We start from the raw sequence: 15,879 nt of genomic DNA on the forward strand, positions 1-15,879 counted from the left end.
GAGTGGCGGCTCCGGGTCGGCCCGGGGCTCCGATGGCCGGTTCAGGTCCGCGGGCGTCCCGATGCCACGGCGTAGAACGCGACCGCGGCGGCCGCTCCCACGTTCAGCGAGTCGACGCCGTGCGCCATGGGGATGCGGACCCACCGGTCGGCGGCGACGAGGGCCCGGGTGGACAACCCCTCGCCCTCGGCACCGAGCATCAGCGCCACCCGGTCCATGCGGTGCGGTGCCACCCGGTCGATGCTGTCGGCCTTCTCGTCCGGGGTCAGCGCGAGGAGTTCGAACCCGGCCTCCCGCACCGCCTCCAGGCTCTTGGGCCAGGTGTCGAGGCGGGCGTAGGGGACGGAGAAGACCGCGCCCATCGAGACCTTGACGGAACGCCGGTAGAGCGGATCGGCGCAGTCCGGGGAGAGCAGGACGGCGTCCATGCCCAGGGCGGCGGCACTGCGGAAGATCGCCCCGATGTTGGTGTGGTCGTTGACGGCTTCCATGACCGCCACCCGGCGGGCCGTCGCCAGCAGTTCCCCGGCGGTCGGCAGCGGCTTGCGCTGCATGGAGGCGAGGGCACCACGATGGACGTGGTAGCCGGTGACGCGTTCGGCGAGCTCGGGGCTGACCGCGTACACGGGGGCGGGGACCTCGTCGATGACGTCGCGCATCAGGTCGATCCACTTCGCGGAGAGCAGCATCGACCGCATCTCGTACCCGGCGTGCCGGGCACGCCGGATCACCTTCTCGCCCTCCGCGATGAAGAGGCCCTCGGCGGGCTCCCTTCGGCGCCGGAGTTCGACGTCGGTGAGTCCGGTGTAGTCGCGCAGGCGGGGGTCGTCGGGGTCGTCGATGGTGATGAGGTCGGCCACGGGTTCGATACTGCCTTGTCCGGTGTGTGGTGCCAACGGCTTGACGGAAGTTCTGTTACCGCTGGTTACGCCCGGCGGGGCGGGCGATGCGGGTGGCGGTCATTCGCCGTGGGGCGGCGCGGTGTCCGTGCCGACCTCCACGACGTCGCCGATGACGATGACAGCGGGGGGACGGACGTCCTCGGCGGCGGCGCGTGCGGCGACGGTCGCGAGGGTCGCGTCGACCCGGCGTTGTGCGGCGGTGGTGCCCTCCTGGACCACGGCGACGGGGGTCCCGGGCTCCTTGCCGTGGGCGATGAGGGTACGGGCGATGGCGCCGATCTTGTCGACGGCCATCAGCAGCACGAGCGTGCCGCGCAGCTTGGCGAGGGCCTGCCAGTCGACCAGGGAGCGTGCGTCGTCGGGGGCGACATGGCCGCTGACGACGGTGAACTCATGGGCGACGCCCCGGTGGGTGACAGGGATTCCGGCCGCGCCCGGCACGGAGATGGAGCTGGAGATGCCGGGGACGACCGAGCAGGGGATGCCCTCGGCGGCCAGCGCCAGGGCCTCCTCCATACCGCGGCCGAAGACGAAGGGGTCGCCGCCCTTGAGCCGCACGACGGCCTTGCCCGCCTTGGCGTGCTCGATGAGCGCCTGGTTGATCGCCTCCTGGGCCATGGCCCGGCCGTACGGGATCTTCGCGGCGTCGATCACCTCGACGTGCGGGGGGAGTTCGTCGAGCAGGTCGCGCGGGCCGAGCCGGTCGGCGATCACGACGTCCGCCTCGGCGAGGAGGCGGCGTCCGCGCACCGTGATCAGGTCGGGGTCGCCGGGGCCGCCGCCGACCAGGGAGACGCCGGGGGTGCGGGTGCGGTGGTGGGGCGCGGCGATGCTGCCGTCGCGCAGCCCTTCGACGATGGCGTCGCGGACGGCGGCGGAGTGGCGCGGGTCGCGGCCGTGGGTGTCGGTGGTGAGGACGGCGACGGTGACCCCTTCGCCGCGGCCGGTGGCCGGGGTCCAGGCGGTGGCCGCGTCGGCGTCGTCGCTGCGGACGCACCAGGTGCGGTTGCGTTCGGCTTCGGCGGAGGCGGTGTCATTGGCCGTGGTGTCGTCGGAGGCGATCAGGACGTACCAGGCTTCGGCCAGGTCCCCTTCGGCGTACCGGCGGCGCTCCCAGCGGATCTCCCCGGCGTCGGCCATCGCCTCGACGGACGGGGTCGCGGTCGGCGAGACGAGGACGATGTCGGCGCCCGCCGCGATGAGCGCGGGAAGGCGGCGCTGGGCGACCTGGCCACCGCCGACCACGACGACGCGGCGTCCGCCGAGACGCAGTCCGACGGGGTACGCGGGGTGATCGGCGCGGTCTGCGTGCTCGGCCATGGCGGTGCGGGCTCCTCGTGCGGGAATCGGAGTGCGGCGGGCCGCTGCGGCGGTGAAGCGGCGCTGACGTGGGGATACGCGGGTCTCCCGGGGTGGGTCCACGATACGTGGTGGGCACGGGCGGGGGTGGCGCGGCGGTCCCCCGGCACGAGCGCGTCTCCCGGCCCCCGGCCCCCGGGGTCCGGGGTCCGGGAGACGTATCCAGGGGCCGGGAGACGCGCCGGGCTACTTCTCCGTGACGCCGGCCGCGTCGAACGTCGCCACCTCGTGCATCGCCCGCGCCGCGCTCTGCACGATCGGCAGCGCCAGCAGCGCGCCCGTGCCCTCGCCGAGGCGGAGGTCGAGGTCGACGAGCGGACGCAGCCCCAGCTTGTTGAGCGCGGCGACATGGCCGGGCTCGGCGCTGCGGTGACCGGCGATGCAGGCCGCGAGGGCCTCGGGGGCGATCGCCCGGGCGACGAGGGCCGCGGCGCCCGCGCTGACCCCGTCGAGGATGACGGGCGTACGGAGCGAGGCCCCGCCCAGCAGGAAGCCGGCCATCGCGGCGTGTTCGAGGCCGCCGACCGCCGCCAGGACACCGATCGGGTCGGCCGGGTCGGGCTGGTGGAGTTCGAGGGCGCGGCGGACGACGTCGACCTTGCGGGCGTGCATCTCGTCGGTGATGCCGGTGCCGCGTCCGGTGACCTCGGCCGGGTCCGTGCCGGTGTACACGCTGATCAGCGCGGCCGAGGCGGTTGTGTTGGCGATGCCCATCTCACCGGTCAGCAGTCCCTTGTTGCCCGCCGCGACCAGATCGCGGGCGGTCTCGATGCCGACCTCGACGGCAGCGAGGACCTCTTCGCGGGTGAGGGCGGGACCGGTGGTGAAATCGGCCGTTCCGGGGCGCACCTTGCGGGGAAGGAGCCCGGGCGTCGCGGGCAGGTCCATCGCCACACCCACGTCGACCACGCAGACCTCGGCACCGACCTGCGCCGCGAACGCGTTGCAGACCGCGCCCCCGTCGAGGAAGTTGGCGACCATCTGGCCGGTGACCTCCTGCGGCCAGGCGGTGACCCCCTGGGCGTGCACTCCGTGGTCGCCCGCGAAGACCGCGACGGCCGCGGGCTCGGGGATCGGCGGCGGGCACACCCGGGAGAGCCCGGAGAGCTGCGCGGAGATGATCTCCAGCATGCCAAGCGCACCCGCGGGCTTGGTCATCCGCTTCTGGCGCTCCCACGCCTCGCCGAGCGCCTTGGCGTCCAGCGGGCGGATGTTGGCGATGGTCTCCTGGAGCAGGTCGTGCGGCTCCTCGCCGGGCAGGGCACGGCGGCCGTACGTCTCCTCGTGGACGACCCAGGACAGCGGGCGACGCCTGGACCAGCCCGCCTGCATCAGTTCGGGCTCCTCGGGGAACTCGTCGACGTATCCGACACACAGGTAGGCGACGATTTCGAGGTGCTCGGGCAGGCCGAGGGCACGGACCATCTCGCGCTCGTCGAAGAAGCTCACCCAACCGACGCCGAGGCCCTCGGCGCGCGCGGCGAGCCACAGGTTCTCGACGGCGAGCGCCGAGGAGTACGGGGCCATCTGCGGCTGGGTGTGCCGACCGAGGGTGTGCCGTCCGCCGCGGGTGGGGTCGGCGGTGACGACGATGTTGACCGGGGTGTCGAGGATGGCCTCGATCTTGAGTTCCTTGAACTGCTTGGCCCGGCCCTTGGGCAACGACTTGGCGTAGGCGTCGCGCTGGCGCTGTGCCAGTTCGTGCATGGAGCGCCGCGTCTCCGCCGAGCGGATGACGACGAAGTCCCAGGGCTGCGAGTGGCCGACGCTGGGTGCCGTGTGCGCGGCTTCCAGGACGCGGAGCAGTACCTCGTGCGGGATCGGGTCGCTGCGGAAGCCGTTGCGGATGTCGCGGCGCTCGCGCATGACGCGGAGCACGGCCTCGCGCTCGGCGTCGTCGTACCCGGGAGCGGGCGGGGTGGTCGGTGCGGCGGCTGCCTCGGGCGCGGCGGCCGTCCCGGGCGCGGGCTCTGCGGCAGCCTCGGAAACGGCCGGTGTGACCTCGTCGGACACGGTCGCCGCGGGCGTCTCGGCCTCCTCGGCAGGGTGCTGGGGGACCTCCCCGGGGCCGGTGTGGCTCTCCGGTTCCGGCTGCTGCTCGGCGGGCACCGCTTCCTCGGACAGGGCCCCGGTGGGCGCCCCGGAGGGTTCGGGGGCCGCCGGCACGGGCTCCGGTTCCGGCTCCGACGCGACGGCTCCCGCCGATTCCTCGGCGTCGGCCCCAGCCGCCCGCCCGGGTTCAGAGGCCGCCGGTACCGGATCGGGGGTCTCCGCGGCAGGCTCGGGGGCCACCGGCACGGCCTCCGGTTCCGGCTCCGACGCGACGGCTCCCGCCGATTCCTCGGCGTCGGCCCCAGCCGCCCGCGCGGGCTCGGAGGCCGCCGGTACCGGATCGGGGGTCTCTGCGGCAGGCTCGACGTGTACGAGCACCGGAGAGGGCTCGGATGCCTGAGCGGCCTCGGGGGTCGGGACAGCCTCGGGGGCCTGAGCAGCCTCGGAGGTCGGGACAGCCTCGGGGACCTGAGCAGCCTCAGATGTCGGGGCGGCCTCGGGGACCTGAGCAGCCTCGTGGGTTGGGTCGGCCTCGGGGACCTGAGCAGCCTCGTGGGTTGGGTCGGCCGGGGCGACGGCTCCGTCCTCGGCACTCGCGGGCTCCACGGGCGCGGCCGGGACCGCCTCCGCGGCGGGCGCCGCGCCGTCCGGCTCCGCCGCGACCGCCTCCGCCCCGACCGGCATCGGGGCCGGGTGCACCGGAACCGAGCCCTCCGTGGGCACCTGCGGGACCACCGGAGCGGCGCCTGCGGCGGCCTCAACGGCCCCCGGCCGCGCCTCCTCCTCCGCCGCCGCCGCGACGGCGGCTTCGACGGCCTCGACGGGCCCCGGCATCCCGACCACGGCCTGCGGTGCCGCACTTGACGGCGCCTCGTTCTCCGCCGACACGACCGTGTCGGTGTCCGCAGCGTCAGCCACCGCATCGGCCGCCGGCCCGGCGGCGTCCGCCCGCTCCTCGGCAGGGGCCTCGGCGACAGCGGCGGTCAAGACCTCCGGAGCCGTGTCGGCCACCGGAGCACCCACGGCCTCCGGAACAGCCGCGTCGGCCACCGGGGCGCTCACGACTTCCGGGGCAGCCTCGGCGACCACCGGAGCACTCACGGTCTCCGGACCGTTCGCCGTTCCCGGAACGCTCACCGTCTCCGTCCCCGCAGCCTGTTCCGGGGCTGCCGGTACGGGCTGAGCCGTGGGTGCGGGCTCGGCAACGGTCTCGGCGACCGGCTCCGGAGCCGCCGCTTCCGGGGTGGCGCCTTCCGCGACGCCCGCGACCTCGACCGGAGCCTCGGCAACGCCCGCGACCTCGACCGAAGCCTCGGCAACCCCCGCAACCTCGACCGAAGCCTCGGCAACCCCCGCGTCCGCGACCGCGGCCTCGGCGACCGCAGCTTCCGGGGCAACCGCCGCCGGAGCAGTGGATTCGGGAGTGGCGCCTTCCGGAGCAGCGGCCTCCGCAACCGCGGCCTCCGTCACCGGCGTTCCGGGAACGACGGCATCCGCCGCCACCGGGGCGGCGGAAGGCTGCGGAGCGGGAGCGGCCCACGGGGTCCCGCCCTGCGGCAGGATCTGGCCCAGCTGCGGACCGGGCAGAATGGACGAGCCGTCACCCGGCACTCGGAGGTACTCGGGTCCGCCGACGGGCGGCCCGGCCTGCGGCGCGGGGGCCTGGGGCTGGGGTACGGGCTGCGGCTGGGGCGCGCCCGCGGGGCCGCGGTCGGCGAGCGAACGGACCACACCACCGGTCGGTGGGCCGCCGTAGGAGGGCCCGTCGGCCGTGATCGGCCCATGGTGCAGCGGCCGGCGTGCGGCGGCCCGGGGGTTCGGCCGGGGCGTCGCCGCGGGGGGCGGGGTGGGCGCGGGGATGTGTACGCCCCCGAGGTCGACGGAACCGGTGTCGTGGCCACCGATCCCCGGCGTCCCGTGACCGGCCCCGGGCAACGGCTCGGCCACCGGCCGCTGTCCGACGTACGCGTCCGGGGCCGGCGTCGGCGCCGGCGCCGGCGCCTGCGCCGACGCCTGAACGGGCTGCTGCGTCAGGGCGGGTTCCTGGACCAGGGGCCCCTGCGGCTGCGTGGGAGCCTCACCACCCGCCTGGGGGTACGCCGCATGGCCACCCTGTGCGGGCACCGACGCGTGCAGGGTGGCGGCGTCGGGGTACGGGCCGGGAGCCGGCACCGTCTGCGGGTCGCTCCAAGCGCCCTGCGGGCTCGGCATCAGCAGAAGGTCGTCGTCCTCGGGTACGTACTCGGAGGGAGCGAGGTAGGTGTAGTCATCCGCGGCGGCGATGCCCGGCTGCTCCACCGTGCCCGCGCTCTCCGGCAGTCCCTCACCCGGGATCTGGCCGGTGTCACTCATGCGTACCCCTCGCCCATCGTCAGTGCTTCTTCGCTTCTTCGGCCCTTCGTCCGGGACGCCCGACCGCACCGCGCCGACGCTCGTCGGTGACGAGCGGACGCGCCGCGCGGCTCGGGAGAGTCGCGGACATACCGCATTCTCCCGGCCGTTCGCCACCGTGGCAGCTCATTTCGCCACGGTCCGCTGTGGACTGCGCCACGTCGTGCGTCCCCCGGTCCTGCCGTACCACAAGGAGGACCAAAACAGTCCTCTTTTCCGGACATTGACGAACGAAGCGACGAACGCCCAGCCGCGGTGCAACGATCGGCCAGCCTACCTCGCACCGGGCTCCGACCTGGTCAGGGGGCGAGGTCGGAACGGACCGCCGAAAGCAGGAAGACGACCGAGCGTTCGCGCTCCGACCAGGCGGACGTGTCGAGTTCGACGGACTGGAGGAGCGAGCACCGGACGGTGTATCCGTGCCCGGTGAGTGCCGCGCCGAGCGCCTCGGCCTCGTCGCGTGTCGACGCGTGGGTCACGACGCGCTCCGGCCGCCGTTCGGTGACGGCGGTGACGACGGCGACGCCGCCTCCCCCGATCCGTACGATGTCGGGTTCCGGCAGCGGCTCCAGCACCTGTGGGGCCCGGCCCTCGACGACCTGGACCTGCACCCCGTAGGCACGGGCCGCGGCCGCCGTCCGGGCGCAGGCGGCCGGATCGCTGTCGACCGCGAGCACCGCCGCCCCGAAGCGCGCGGCCTCCACGGCCAGGGCTCCGCCCCCCGAGCCGATGTCCCACAGGAGGTCCCCGGTACGGGGGCCCAGCAGGGCCAGTTGGGCGGCCCGCAGCCCCGGGGACTCGCCCTCGCGGCTCTCGCCCCGGGCGCCCCCCGCGGCGCGCGGGTCGGCCGGGTACGCCTCGGAGGGCAGCGCCCAGCCGCGTACGCCACGGGGCCCGCCGGGGGCGTGGCCGGCGATCCAGGCGCCCGCGGCCTGCGGTTCGGAGCCGCCGCCGATGACGATCACCACGTTGGGATCGCGCCAGACGTGGTCGGCGGCCCGATCCGAGGTGACGATGCTGACCTGTTCGCGCGCGGTGCCGAGTTCCTCGCAGACGACGAAGGTGCGGTGGACTCCTTCGAGGAGCAGGGCCAGTTCGGCGGGGCCGGCGCCGGGCGAGGTGAGGACGGCGACCTTGTGGTGGGCGCGGCAGACGTTCACGGCGCGGCGCAGGGTGCGGGGGTGGGCGACGACGATCCGGGCGTCCTCCCACGGCATTCCGGCGCGGGCGAACGCGGTGGCGACGGACGACACCGCGGGCACCACCTCGACTTCCAGCCCGTACACGGGCGCGCGGAGGTTGCGCACGACTCCGAAGAAGCCGGGGTCTCCGTCGGCGAGGACGACGGCGCTGCCGCGGTGTCCGGCGATGCGGCGGGCGGCCAGGTCGATGGAGCCGAGACGGATGCGCTCGGCGTGCTCGGGGACTTCGGGGAGGGCGAGGTGGTGGGCGGCTCCGGCGACGAGCGTTGCGGCCGAGAGCGCGGCCGTGGCCGCTCCGGTCAGAGGCGAACCGTCCCAGCCGATCACGGTGACCCGATCGGCCATCTGTCGTCAGTCTCCTGGAGTTGTCGCAGGTCAAAAGTGGGCGGACCTGTATGTGAGGGGGCAGGGGGAGAGTACCCGGTCCGACCCGGTGCGGGCCCGCAGCCCCTGGGAACGGTCAGTTCCAGTCGCTGTGGGCGCCGTAGCCGCCGGCGTCGGCGAGCTGCTCGGCGACGCCTTCGAGGTCCTCGGGGAGCAGCCCCCACACGATCAGGTCGGTCCTGATGTCGGTCCAGCCCCCGTCCTCCGTGCGGGTGCGGGCTATCCGGGCGTTGCGCAGGACTCCCTCGCTGATACAGCCCAGTTTCTGGGCGACCTGCTGGGCGGCGGTGTCGCCCGCGGGGGTGCGCAGTTCCATGCGTTCGAAGCCCTGGTCGCGGAAGAGCCACTGGGCGAGCGCGAGGACGGCCTCGGTGGCGTAGCCCTCACCGCGCGCCCAGGGAGCGGTGATGTACTCGGCCTCCGTGGCCAGGGTGCGCCGGTCGGTGTGGAGCAGGCGGACCGAGCCGACGAGCCGCTGGGTGAGGAACTCGGTGACGGCGAGGACGATGCCGTCACCGTTGGTGCGCTGTGCGGGGGCGATCCGTCGCACCCAGCGTTCGGCGTCGATCCGGGTGAAGGGGTGGGGGGCGTCGGTCCAGGCGGTGACCAGCTCGTCGTTCATCATCTCGATGTACGCGGGGACGTCCACCATGTCGAACGGGCGCAGCACCAACCGGTCCGTGCTGATGGAGATGTCCGGGAAGGTGGAAGTCATGCGCAGCTCCATGCCGAAGACCGTGTAAAGGCACAGCATGGCGCATCGGGTCGGCGTCGCGCATGGGCGGGTCGGTTACGAGGGAGCCCCGCACACCCGGTGGTACGGGGTACGGCGGAGCCCCGCACACCCGGTGGTACGGGGTGCGCGGGGCTCCGTCCGGCGGCCGGTGCGGCGGCCGGGTGCGCGAAGGTCAGGAGGAGGCGCCGAAGGCCGGGACGACCGAGCCCTGGTAGGTGTCCTCGATGAACTTCTTGACCTCGTCGGAGTGCAGGAGCTTCAGGAGCTTCTCGACGCGGGGGTCCTTCTCGGCGCCCTTCTTCACGGCGATGATGTTGGCGTACGGGTTGCCGTCGGCCTTCTCCAGCGCCAGGGCGTCCTTGGCGGGCTTCAGCTTCGCCTCGATGGCGTAGTTGCCGTTGATGACGGCGGCGTCGACGTCGTTCAGGGCGCGGGGCACGGTCGCGGCCTCCAGCTCCTTGAACTCCAGCCCCTTCTTGTCGGTGATGTCGCTGAGCTTGGCGTCGGTGCCGACGCCCGCCTTCAGCTCGATCAGGCCGTTCTCGGCGAGGAGGTGGAGGGCACGGCCTTCGTTGGTGGTGTCGTTGGGCACCGCGATGGTCTGGCCGGACTTGATCGCGTCGAGGGACTTGATCTTCTTGGAGTAGAGGCCGAGAGGCTCCAGGTGGACGGTGCCGACGGAGACGAGGTGGGTGTTCTTCTTCTTGTTGAAGTCGTCGAGGTACGGCTGGTGCTGGAAGAAGTTGGCGTCGACCTGGCCGCTCTCGGTGGCGGTGTTCGGCAGGACGTAGTCGGTGAACTCCTTGATGTCCAGCTTGAGGCCCGCCTTCTCCGCCAGGTTCTTCTTGACGAAGTCCAGGATGTCGGCGTGCGGGGTCGGGGAGGCCGCGACGACGAGCGCCTTGGAGGTGTCGGCCTTGGCGCCGCCCTCGCTCTTGGACGCGGGATCGGAGTCCGTGCCGCAGGCGCTGAGGCCGAGGGCCAGGGCTGCGGTGGCGGCGGCTGCTGCGGTGATCTTGATGCTCTTACGCACGAAAAGTGCCTCTTTCTGGTGATGAGGGTGATGCGCCCGGACAAGGAGTTCGGGCTTGGGAGGAAGGGAAGTCTCGGGTGGCGGCGTATCAGGTGGTGGCGCGGCCCCGCCGGGCCAGCAGCCTCACCGCCAGGTCGCCGATCAGCTGGATCACGCTCACGATGACGACGAGCAGCACGACGGTGATGAGCATGAACTGGTTGTCGAAGCGCAGGTATCCGTAGGTCACGGCCTTGGAGCCGAGCCCTTCGCCACCGACAGCGCCGGCCATCGCGGAGTAGCCGACGAGCACGATGACCGTGGTGGTGACGGCGGAGACGAGCGAGGGCAGTGCCTGCGGCAGCAGTACCTTGCGCACGATCGTCGGGATGGATCCCCCCATGGACTGGACGGCCTCGACGAGCCCGTGGTCGACCTCCCGGACGGCGGTCTCGACGAGCCTGGCGAAGAACGGGATGGCACCGACGGAGAGCGGCACGATCATCGCGGTGGGGCCGATGAAGGTGCCGACGACCCAGGTGGTGAAGGGGATCAGGGCGATCAGCAGGATCATGAACGGCAGCGAGCGGCCGATGTTCACGATCACGCCGACGATCTTGTTCACCGCGGCGTTCCGGAGCAGTCCGCCCTTGTCGGTCAGGACGAGCAGGATGCCGAGCGGCAGTCCGACGAGGACGGTGACGACGGTGGACCAGAGCACCATGTAGAGGGTGTCGACGGTCCCCTGGGCCAGCAGCGGCTGCATGTCCGACCAGGTCACTTCGCCACCTCCTTGGTGAACGGGGCGGGGGTCTGTGCGGGGGCGTCCCCGGCGGCTCCCTCGGCGCCGTCGGTCACGGCCTCCGCCTGGAGGCCCTGCTCGCGCAGGAAGCCGATGGGGACGACGTTCTCGTCGAAGCCGCCGGGCAGTTCGATGCGCATCCGGCCGATCTGCTTGCCGCCGACGGTGTCCATCGCGGCGCCCAGGATCGAGATGTCGATGTTGTACGTGCGCGAGAGCTGGGAGATCACCGGCTGGGTGGCGGACTCGCCGTGGAAGGTGACGTCGACGACCGTGCGGCCGGGGCCGGAGGGCGTGCCGCCGACCGGGAACAGTTCGCGGGCCAGTTCGGAGCCGGGGGTGGCGAGCAGGCCGGCGACGGTGCCGGACTCGACGACGCGCCCCTTCCGCATGAGCGCGGCGGAGTCGCAGACCGTCTTGACGACGTCCATCTCGTGGGTGATGAGGAGCACGGTCAGGCCCAGCTGCTGGTTGAGGTCGCGCAGCAGTTGGAGGATGGAGCGGGTGGTCTCGGGGTCGAGCGCGGACGTGGCCTCGTCGGAGAGCAGCACCTTGGGGTCTGCCGCCAGGGCGCGGGCGATGCCGACGCGCTGCTTCTGGCCACCGGAGAGCTGGCCGGGGTACGCCTTGGCCTTGTCGGCGAGGCCGACCAGGTCGAGGAGTTCGAGGGCCTTGCGGGACCGGTCCCCGGCTCCGACGCCGAGGATCTCCAGCGGCAGTTCGACGTTGGCCTGGACCGTGCGGGAGTCCAGCAGGTTGAAGTGCTGGAAGACCATGCCGATACGGCTGCGCGCCTCGCGCAGTTCCTTTCCGGCCCGCCGGCCCCGGCCGGCGAGGGCGGTGAGGTCCCGGCCGGCCACGGTCACGGTGCCGGACGTGGGGCGTTCCAGGAGGTTGACGCAGCGGATGAGGGACGACTTTCCGGCGCCGCTCTGCCCGATGACGCCAAACACCTCGCCCTCCCGGACGTGCAGGTCGACGCCGTCCAGGGCGGTGACCTCACGGCCGCGCGACTGATAGACCTTCGTGAGGCCCGTAGTGGTGATCACAGGGTTTCCGTCACTGTCGAGTGCGCGGCGCGGTGTCCGCCGGGCACGGGGCATTCGTCTGATGGAGACTCTTCGAACGTTTCGATCGGACGTACCGAGTCGGGTCCGGCACGGTCGCGGGGCACGTGGTGGCCGGGGCGAGGCACGCGGAAGGGCTCGTTCCGCCGGGTGCGGACGGCATGGGCTCGGTTTCGCTTCGGGGCGCGAGGATCGGGCGGGGGCCCTCAGAAGGTGCGCATTCGACACATACGACGAGCACCGGGCGTCATGTTCGCCTCGGTCGCAGGGGTGCGGTTGCTCGTCGTGGTCATGCCCCCCAGTAAAACAGACGCCGCGTTCCGCCCCAGCCGAGTGTCCGGATGACGGACAGCCGTGGACAGGGTTGGCGGCCCAGTTCCGCACCGGCCACTCTTCCCTACTTCAGGGCTGTGACCTGCATAAACGTGATCAAGCAGCCGCTCTTTCCGCCGACGGTCACGGATCCGTCGCGGTCGCGCGCTGTGGCCAAGGCCACGGTGTGGGAGAGGATTCCGCTTCGGCCGGGCGTCCGGCGCGGCGAAGCGGGCGGCGGCGTCCCGGTCCGATCGGCGCCGGACGGGGGTGCACGCGGAGCTCCTTCTCCCCCGTAATACCCTCGCCTCATGCTTGACGCCCTGACGGTCGCGGTCGCCGTGACCGCGCTCGCCCTCGCAGCCTGGTGCGGACTGGCCGCGTACCGGGACCAGCCGACCAAGGACTGGCACTTCATCGGGATGGCCGTGGTCCTGCTGCTGGCCCTTGCCCAGCTGGTGGTCGGCATCGTGCGGCTGGCCCGCGGCGAACGGCCGGAGCAGGGCACGGCGATCTTCATCGCCTACCTGGCGGGGGCCTTCCTCGCCGTGCCGGCGGCCGGATTCCTGTCGCTCAGCGAGCGGACCCGGTGGGGTTCGCTGACGGTGTCGGCGGGGGCGGTCGTGCTGGCCGTCCTCGAAGTACGCCTCTACGACATCTGGGGGAACTGACCGTGGCCGACACCGAGCGCACCCCCGTCGCCGGCCGAACCCCCGCGGCGGACACCGGCGAGAAGCGGCCCTTCGACCTCGGCACCGGCCCCGGCCGGGTACTGCTCTGGTTCTACGGGGTCTTCACCGTCGCGGCGGCGTCCCGCTCGATCGTGCAGGTCATCGTGGACTTCGACAAGGCACCGCTCGCCTACGCGCTGTCGGCCCTCGCCGCCGTGGTGTACGGATTCATCACGTACTCGCTGGCGCGCGGCGGCGAGAGGGCGCGCAGGTCGGCGATGGTGTGCTGCGCCGCCGAGCTGCTGGGCGTGCTGGTCGTGGGGACGTGGACGGTGGTGGCGCCCTCGGAGTTCCCGGACGCGACCGTCTGGTCCGACTTCGGCATGGGCTACCTGTTCATTCCCGTGATCCTGCCCATCACCGGGATGATCTGGCTGCGTCGCGCAAGGAACGCGTGAGCGCGGTGCGCGCCGGGTGCAACCGGTGCGCACCACCTCACCCCCCCGCGTCCCTGTCGCGTACGCCCCCGAGGTGGGCACGAGCGGACCCGGCGAGGTCTTCAGGGGTCCTCTAGGCGCTGGCCACGTACGCGGGCGCGGTCGCGTCCTTCTCCAGCAGGACCATCCGGACGCCGTCCCGTCCGGTCTCGTCGCCCACGGTGGCGTATCCCGCCCGCTGGTACAGCCGGAGGTTGTTCTCGCTGCGGTGCCCGGCGCACAGCCGGAAGCGGGTGGCCGAACGCTCGTCGACGAGTGCCGACTCCGCCGCGCGCAGCAGCCGGGCACCGAGGCCGTGCCCCTGGAGCCGGGGGTGGACGCAGAGCCTGCCGATCTGCCCGGTGCCGTCCTGGTCGGTGAAGCCGCGCACCGAACCGACGACCTCCTCCCCCAGCCGCGCCACGAACACCAGCTGTGTGGAGATCTCGTCGCGCACGGAGTCGAGCGTCTGGACGAGCGGATCGATCCGGTAGTTGCCGTACAGCTCCGCCTCGCCCTGGAAGCAGAGGTACTGAAGTTTCAAGACCTCTTCGGCGTCCCGCGCCGTCGCCGCCGAGATGATCACACTCATGCCCATGTGTGCATGCCTCCGCCCACCTGATCCTCCGGTTGTCTCACGCTCCCTTTCCCGGGGGCGAGGAACGACAACCTCCGCCGCGAGCATTCTGCGCAGACATCCAAGGCATCGGGAACGGATCGGCCCCAAACTCCCCTGTGACATACCCAACTTCCCTGCGATTTCCCGGTAGGTCGGGTCGCCCGGGGCGAGCATCGCCGCCAGCAACCGGGAGCAGCGGCCGGGCAGCCGGCCGACCGCGGCGCGCAGCGCCCGGCGTTCGTCGGCACCGAGGACGGTCCGTTCGGGGCCGTCGGACGGATCCGCGGAGATCTCGTCGCGGTAGGGGAGTTCGCGCCGGGCGGCACGCCGGGCCCTGCGGGCCTCCGCCCGTACGGTGTCGCGCACCCAGCGGCCGGCGTCGGCCGGTGGCCGGTTCCGGGCGAGCCGCTCCAGCAGCCGCAGCCAGACGGCCTGTTCGAGGTCGGCTGATTCGATGACGGCCCCGGTCGCGGCGGCGGCCGCCTCCGCCGCGGCTTCGGCGCTCACCAGCGGACGGAGGGCGTGGACGACGGTCGCGGGGGTGGGACGGGAAGGGGTCATGCCCGGTCAACTCCCCGGCGCCGGGACCGGTCGCCCGGCTCGGCGGTCACCACCCGACCGGGGGCATGACCCGGCCGGGTGGTGACGAGGTCCGCGTACGGCCTCCCTCACCTCGCGGTGAAGTCGGCCGCGGCGAGGAGGGCGGTGTCCGGGTTGTCGGAGAAGATCCCGTCGATGCCCGTCTCGAAGTACGCCCGGAACGCTCCGAACGCGTCGCCGTACGCGTCGGGGTCCGTGCCGCGCCGGAAGTCGGCGGGAAGGAAGGAGTTCTCGTTGCGCATGGTGTACGGATGCAGGACCAGGTTCCGGGCGTGCGCGTCCCGGACCAGGGCGGTCGGCTCGGCGAGCCGCCCCGAGGCGTCCTTGGGGATGATCAGGTCCAGGGTGGGGCCGATGCCCTGCGCGTAGGAGGCGATCCACTTCAGCCCCTCGGGCTTCACCAGGTCGGCGACGGTGCGCGGGTCGCCCGAGTCCACGAAGTCCCAGGGGCGCTCGGAGGGACCCGAGAGCAGGACGATGCCCGGGGTGTCCACCAGCCGGGAGAGGCGCTGGATGCTGCCCGGTTCGAAGGACTGGAGGATGAGGGGCGAGTTCCGGCGGTGGCGGCCGTGGCGGCGCAGCAGCTCGGCGAGGGGTTCTTCGAGGCCGAGGCCCAGCCCGCGGAAGTAGGTGGGGTGCTTGGTCTCGACGTACAGCCAGACCGGCTCGCCGCGCCTGCGCCCCTCACGGTCGGCCCAGCGCAGGACCTCCTCGAAGGTGGGGACCTCCCAGCGGCCGTCGTAGAGCGTGTTCTTCTGGCGGGTACCGGGGATGCGCTCCTTGGCGCGCAGCGTCTTCAGCTCGGCCAGGGTGAAGTCCTCGGTGAACCAGCCGGTGAGGGGGACTCCGTCGACCTTCTTGGTGGTCCTGCGGTGCGCGAACTCGGGGTGCTCGGCGACATCGGTGGTGGCGGTGATGTCGTTCTCGTGGCGGCAGACGAGATGGCCGTCCCTGGTCGGCACCAGGTCCTGCTCGATGACGTGCGCGCCCATGTCGAGCGCGAGCTGGTAGGAGCCCAGGGTGTGCTCGGGGCGGTAGCCGCTGGCGCCGCGGTGCCCGATGACGGTGGGCACCGGCAGGTCGAGGCGGAAGCCGTGTCCGGTGCCCGGCCGGCCCGCCCGTTCGGCGGCTTGGTGATCGGCCGCCCCGGCCGGGCCGCCGGCCAGTCCGAGGGCGGCGGTGCCGAGCACGGCGGCCCCCGCCCCCAGCATCGTTCTGCGGCCGGGTCCCGTCTGCGCGCGCTCTGTCATGGATGCTCCTCGCGTGTGATGTCTCGCACCTGTCGGGCGCGGCC

The 15,879-nt window shown here is 72.8% G+C and carries 12 protein-coding genes and 1 pseudogene; 2 read left to right on the forward strand and 11 right to left on the reverse strand.

Annotated features, from left to right (window positions below):
• Nucleotides 1–41: 41 nt before the first annotated feature.
• From ACIHCL_RS19735 to ACIHCL_RS19770, 8 genes are all read right to left on the reverse strand, one after another.
• A complete protein-coding gene (locus ACIHCL_RS19735; protein WP_399863407.1) occupies nucleotides 42–860 on the reverse strand; it encodes a TrmH family RNA methyltransferase in 819 nt (272 codons plus the stop codon).
• Nucleotides 861–959: 99 nt separating this feature from the next.
• The gene (cobA, locus tag ACIHCL_RS19740; RefSeq protein ID WP_399863409.1) at nucleotides 960–2,222 is read right to left on the reverse strand and encodes a uroporphyrinogen-III C-methyltransferase; all 1,263 of its coding nucleotides are present in this window, start codon (nucleotides 2,220–2,222) and stop codon (nucleotides 960–962) included.
• 225 nt (nucleotides 2,223–2,447) lie between these two features.
• Nucleotides 2,448–6,665 carry a nicotinate-nucleotide--dimethylbenzimidazole phosphoribosyltransferase gene (gene cobT, locus ACIHCL_RS19745; protein WP_399863412.1) on the reverse strand — a complete coding sequence of 1,406 codons (4,218 nt, stop codon included), beginning with the start codon at nucleotides 6,663–6,665 and terminating at the stop codon, nucleotides 2,448–2,450.
• 338 nt (nucleotides 6,666–7,003) lie between these two features.
• Nucleotides 7,004–8,251, reverse strand: coding sequence for a precorrin-6y C5,15-methyltransferase (decarboxylating) subunit CbiE (gene cbiE, locus ACIHCL_RS19750; RefSeq protein ID WP_399863414.1), 1,248 nt, complete (start codon nucleotides 8,249–8,251; stop codon nucleotides 7,004–7,006).
• A 115-nt stretch (nucleotides 8,252–8,366) separates the two neighbouring features.
• The gene (locus ACIHCL_RS19755) at nucleotides 8,367–9,044 is read right to left on the reverse strand and encodes a GNAT family N-acetyltransferase (protein WP_399863416.1); all 678 of its coding nucleotides are present in this window, start codon (nucleotides 9,042–9,044) and stop codon (nucleotides 8,367–8,369) included.
• 154 nt (nucleotides 9,045–9,198) lie between these two features.
• The gene (locus ACIHCL_RS19760; RefSeq protein WP_399863417.1) at nucleotides 9,199–10,059 is read right to left on the reverse strand and encodes a MetQ/NlpA family ABC transporter substrate-binding protein; all 861 of its coding nucleotides are present in this window, start codon (nucleotides 10,057–10,059) and stop codon (nucleotides 9,199–9,201) included.
• 88 nt (nucleotides 10,060–10,147) lie between these two features.
• Nucleotides 10,148–10,819: a methionine ABC transporter permease gene (locus tag ACIHCL_RS19765; RefSeq protein ID WP_399863420.1), complete on the reverse strand. Its 672-nt coding sequence runs from the start codon at nucleotides 10,817–10,819 to the stop codon at nucleotides 10,148–10,150.
• A complete protein-coding gene (locus ACIHCL_RS19770) occupies nucleotides 10,816–11,889 on the reverse strand; it encodes a methionine ABC transporter ATP-binding protein (RefSeq protein WP_399863422.1) in 1,074 nt (357 codons plus the stop codon). The genes ACIHCL_RS19765 and ACIHCL_RS19770 overlap by 4 nt, the downstream gene beginning before the upstream one ends.
• Nucleotides 11,890–12,530: 641 nt before the next feature.
• Between ACIHCL_RS19770 and ACIHCL_RS19775 the strand changes: the two genes are divergently transcribed.
• Both ACIHCL_RS19775 and ACIHCL_RS19780 read left to right on the forward strand, forming a co-directional pair.
• Nucleotides 12,531–12,890 (forward strand): hypothetical protein, encoded by a 360-nt coding sequence (locus tag ACIHCL_RS19775; protein WP_399863423.1) that lies wholly within the window; start codon nucleotides 12,531–12,533, stop codon nucleotides 12,888–12,890.
• 2 nt (nucleotides 12,891–12,892) lie between these two features.
• Nucleotides 12,893–13,348: a hypothetical protein gene (locus ACIHCL_RS19780; protein WP_399863425.1), complete on the forward strand. Its 456-nt coding sequence runs from the start codon at nucleotides 12,893–12,895 to the stop codon at nucleotides 13,346–13,348.
• 112 nt (nucleotides 13,349–13,460) lie between these two features.
• On the opposite strand, the gene ACIHCL_RS19785 is transcribed toward ACIHCL_RS19780, so the two are convergent.
• The 3 genes and pseudogenes from ACIHCL_RS19785 to ACIHCL_RS19795 all read right to left on the reverse strand — a co-directional run bounded on the left by ACIHCL_RS19785 (nucleotide 13,461) and on the right by ACIHCL_RS19795 (nucleotide 15,835).
• The gene (locus tag ACIHCL_RS19785) at nucleotides 13,461–13,964 is read right to left on the reverse strand and encodes a GNAT family N-acetyltransferase (RefSeq protein ID WP_399863711.1); all 504 of its coding nucleotides are present in this window, start codon (nucleotides 13,962–13,964) and stop codon (nucleotides 13,461–13,463) included.
• 39 nt (nucleotides 13,965–14,003) lie between these two features.
• Nucleotides 14,004–14,546: pseudogene (locus ACIHCL_RS19790) on the reverse strand (RNA polymerase sigma factor); the annotation flags it as partial.
• 107 nt (nucleotides 14,547–14,653) lie between these two features.
• Nucleotides 14,654–15,835, reverse strand: coding sequence for a glycerophosphodiester phosphodiesterase (locus ACIHCL_RS19795; RefSeq protein ID WP_399863427.1), 1,182 nt, complete (start codon nucleotides 15,833–15,835; stop codon nucleotides 14,654–14,656).
• Between the last annotated feature and the right edge of the window lie 44 nt (nucleotides 15,836–15,879).

The organism is Streptomyces sp. NPDC052042 (genome assembly GCF_044548345.1).
Taxonomy (GTDB): domain Bacteria; phylum Actinomycetota; class Actinomycetes; order Streptomycetales; family Streptomycetaceae; genus Streptomyces.

Bases quoted from the DNA above. Each gene is read 5' to 3' on its own strand.
- ACIHCL_RS19785 (WP_399863711.1), bottom strand. From the start codon at position 13,964: ATGGGCATGAGTGTGATCATCTCGGCGGCGACGGCGCGGGACGCCGAA.
- cobA (WP_399863409.1), bottom strand. From the start codon at position 2,222: ATGGCCGAGCACGCAGACCGCGCCGATCACCCCGCGTACCCCGTCGGA.
- cobT (WP_399863412.1), bottom strand. From the start codon at position 6,665: ATGAGTGACACCGGCCAGATCCCGGGTGAGGGACTGCCGGAGAGCGCG.
- ACIHCL_RS19755 (WP_399863416.1), bottom strand. From the start codon at position 9,044: ATGCTGTGCCTTTACACGGTCTTCGGCATGGAGCTGCGCATGACTTCC.
- ACIHCL_RS19775 (WP_399863423.1), top strand. From the start codon at position 12,531: ATGCTTGACGCCCTGACGGTCGCGGTCGCCGTGACCGCGCTCGCCCTC.
- cbiE (WP_399863414.1), bottom strand. From the start codon at position 8,251: ATGGCCGATCGGGTCACCGTGATCGGCTGGGACGGTTCGCCTCTGACC.
- ACIHCL_RS19795 (WP_399863427.1), bottom strand. From the start codon at position 15,835: ATGACAGAGCGCGCGCAGACGGGACCCGGCCGCAGAACGATGCTGGGG.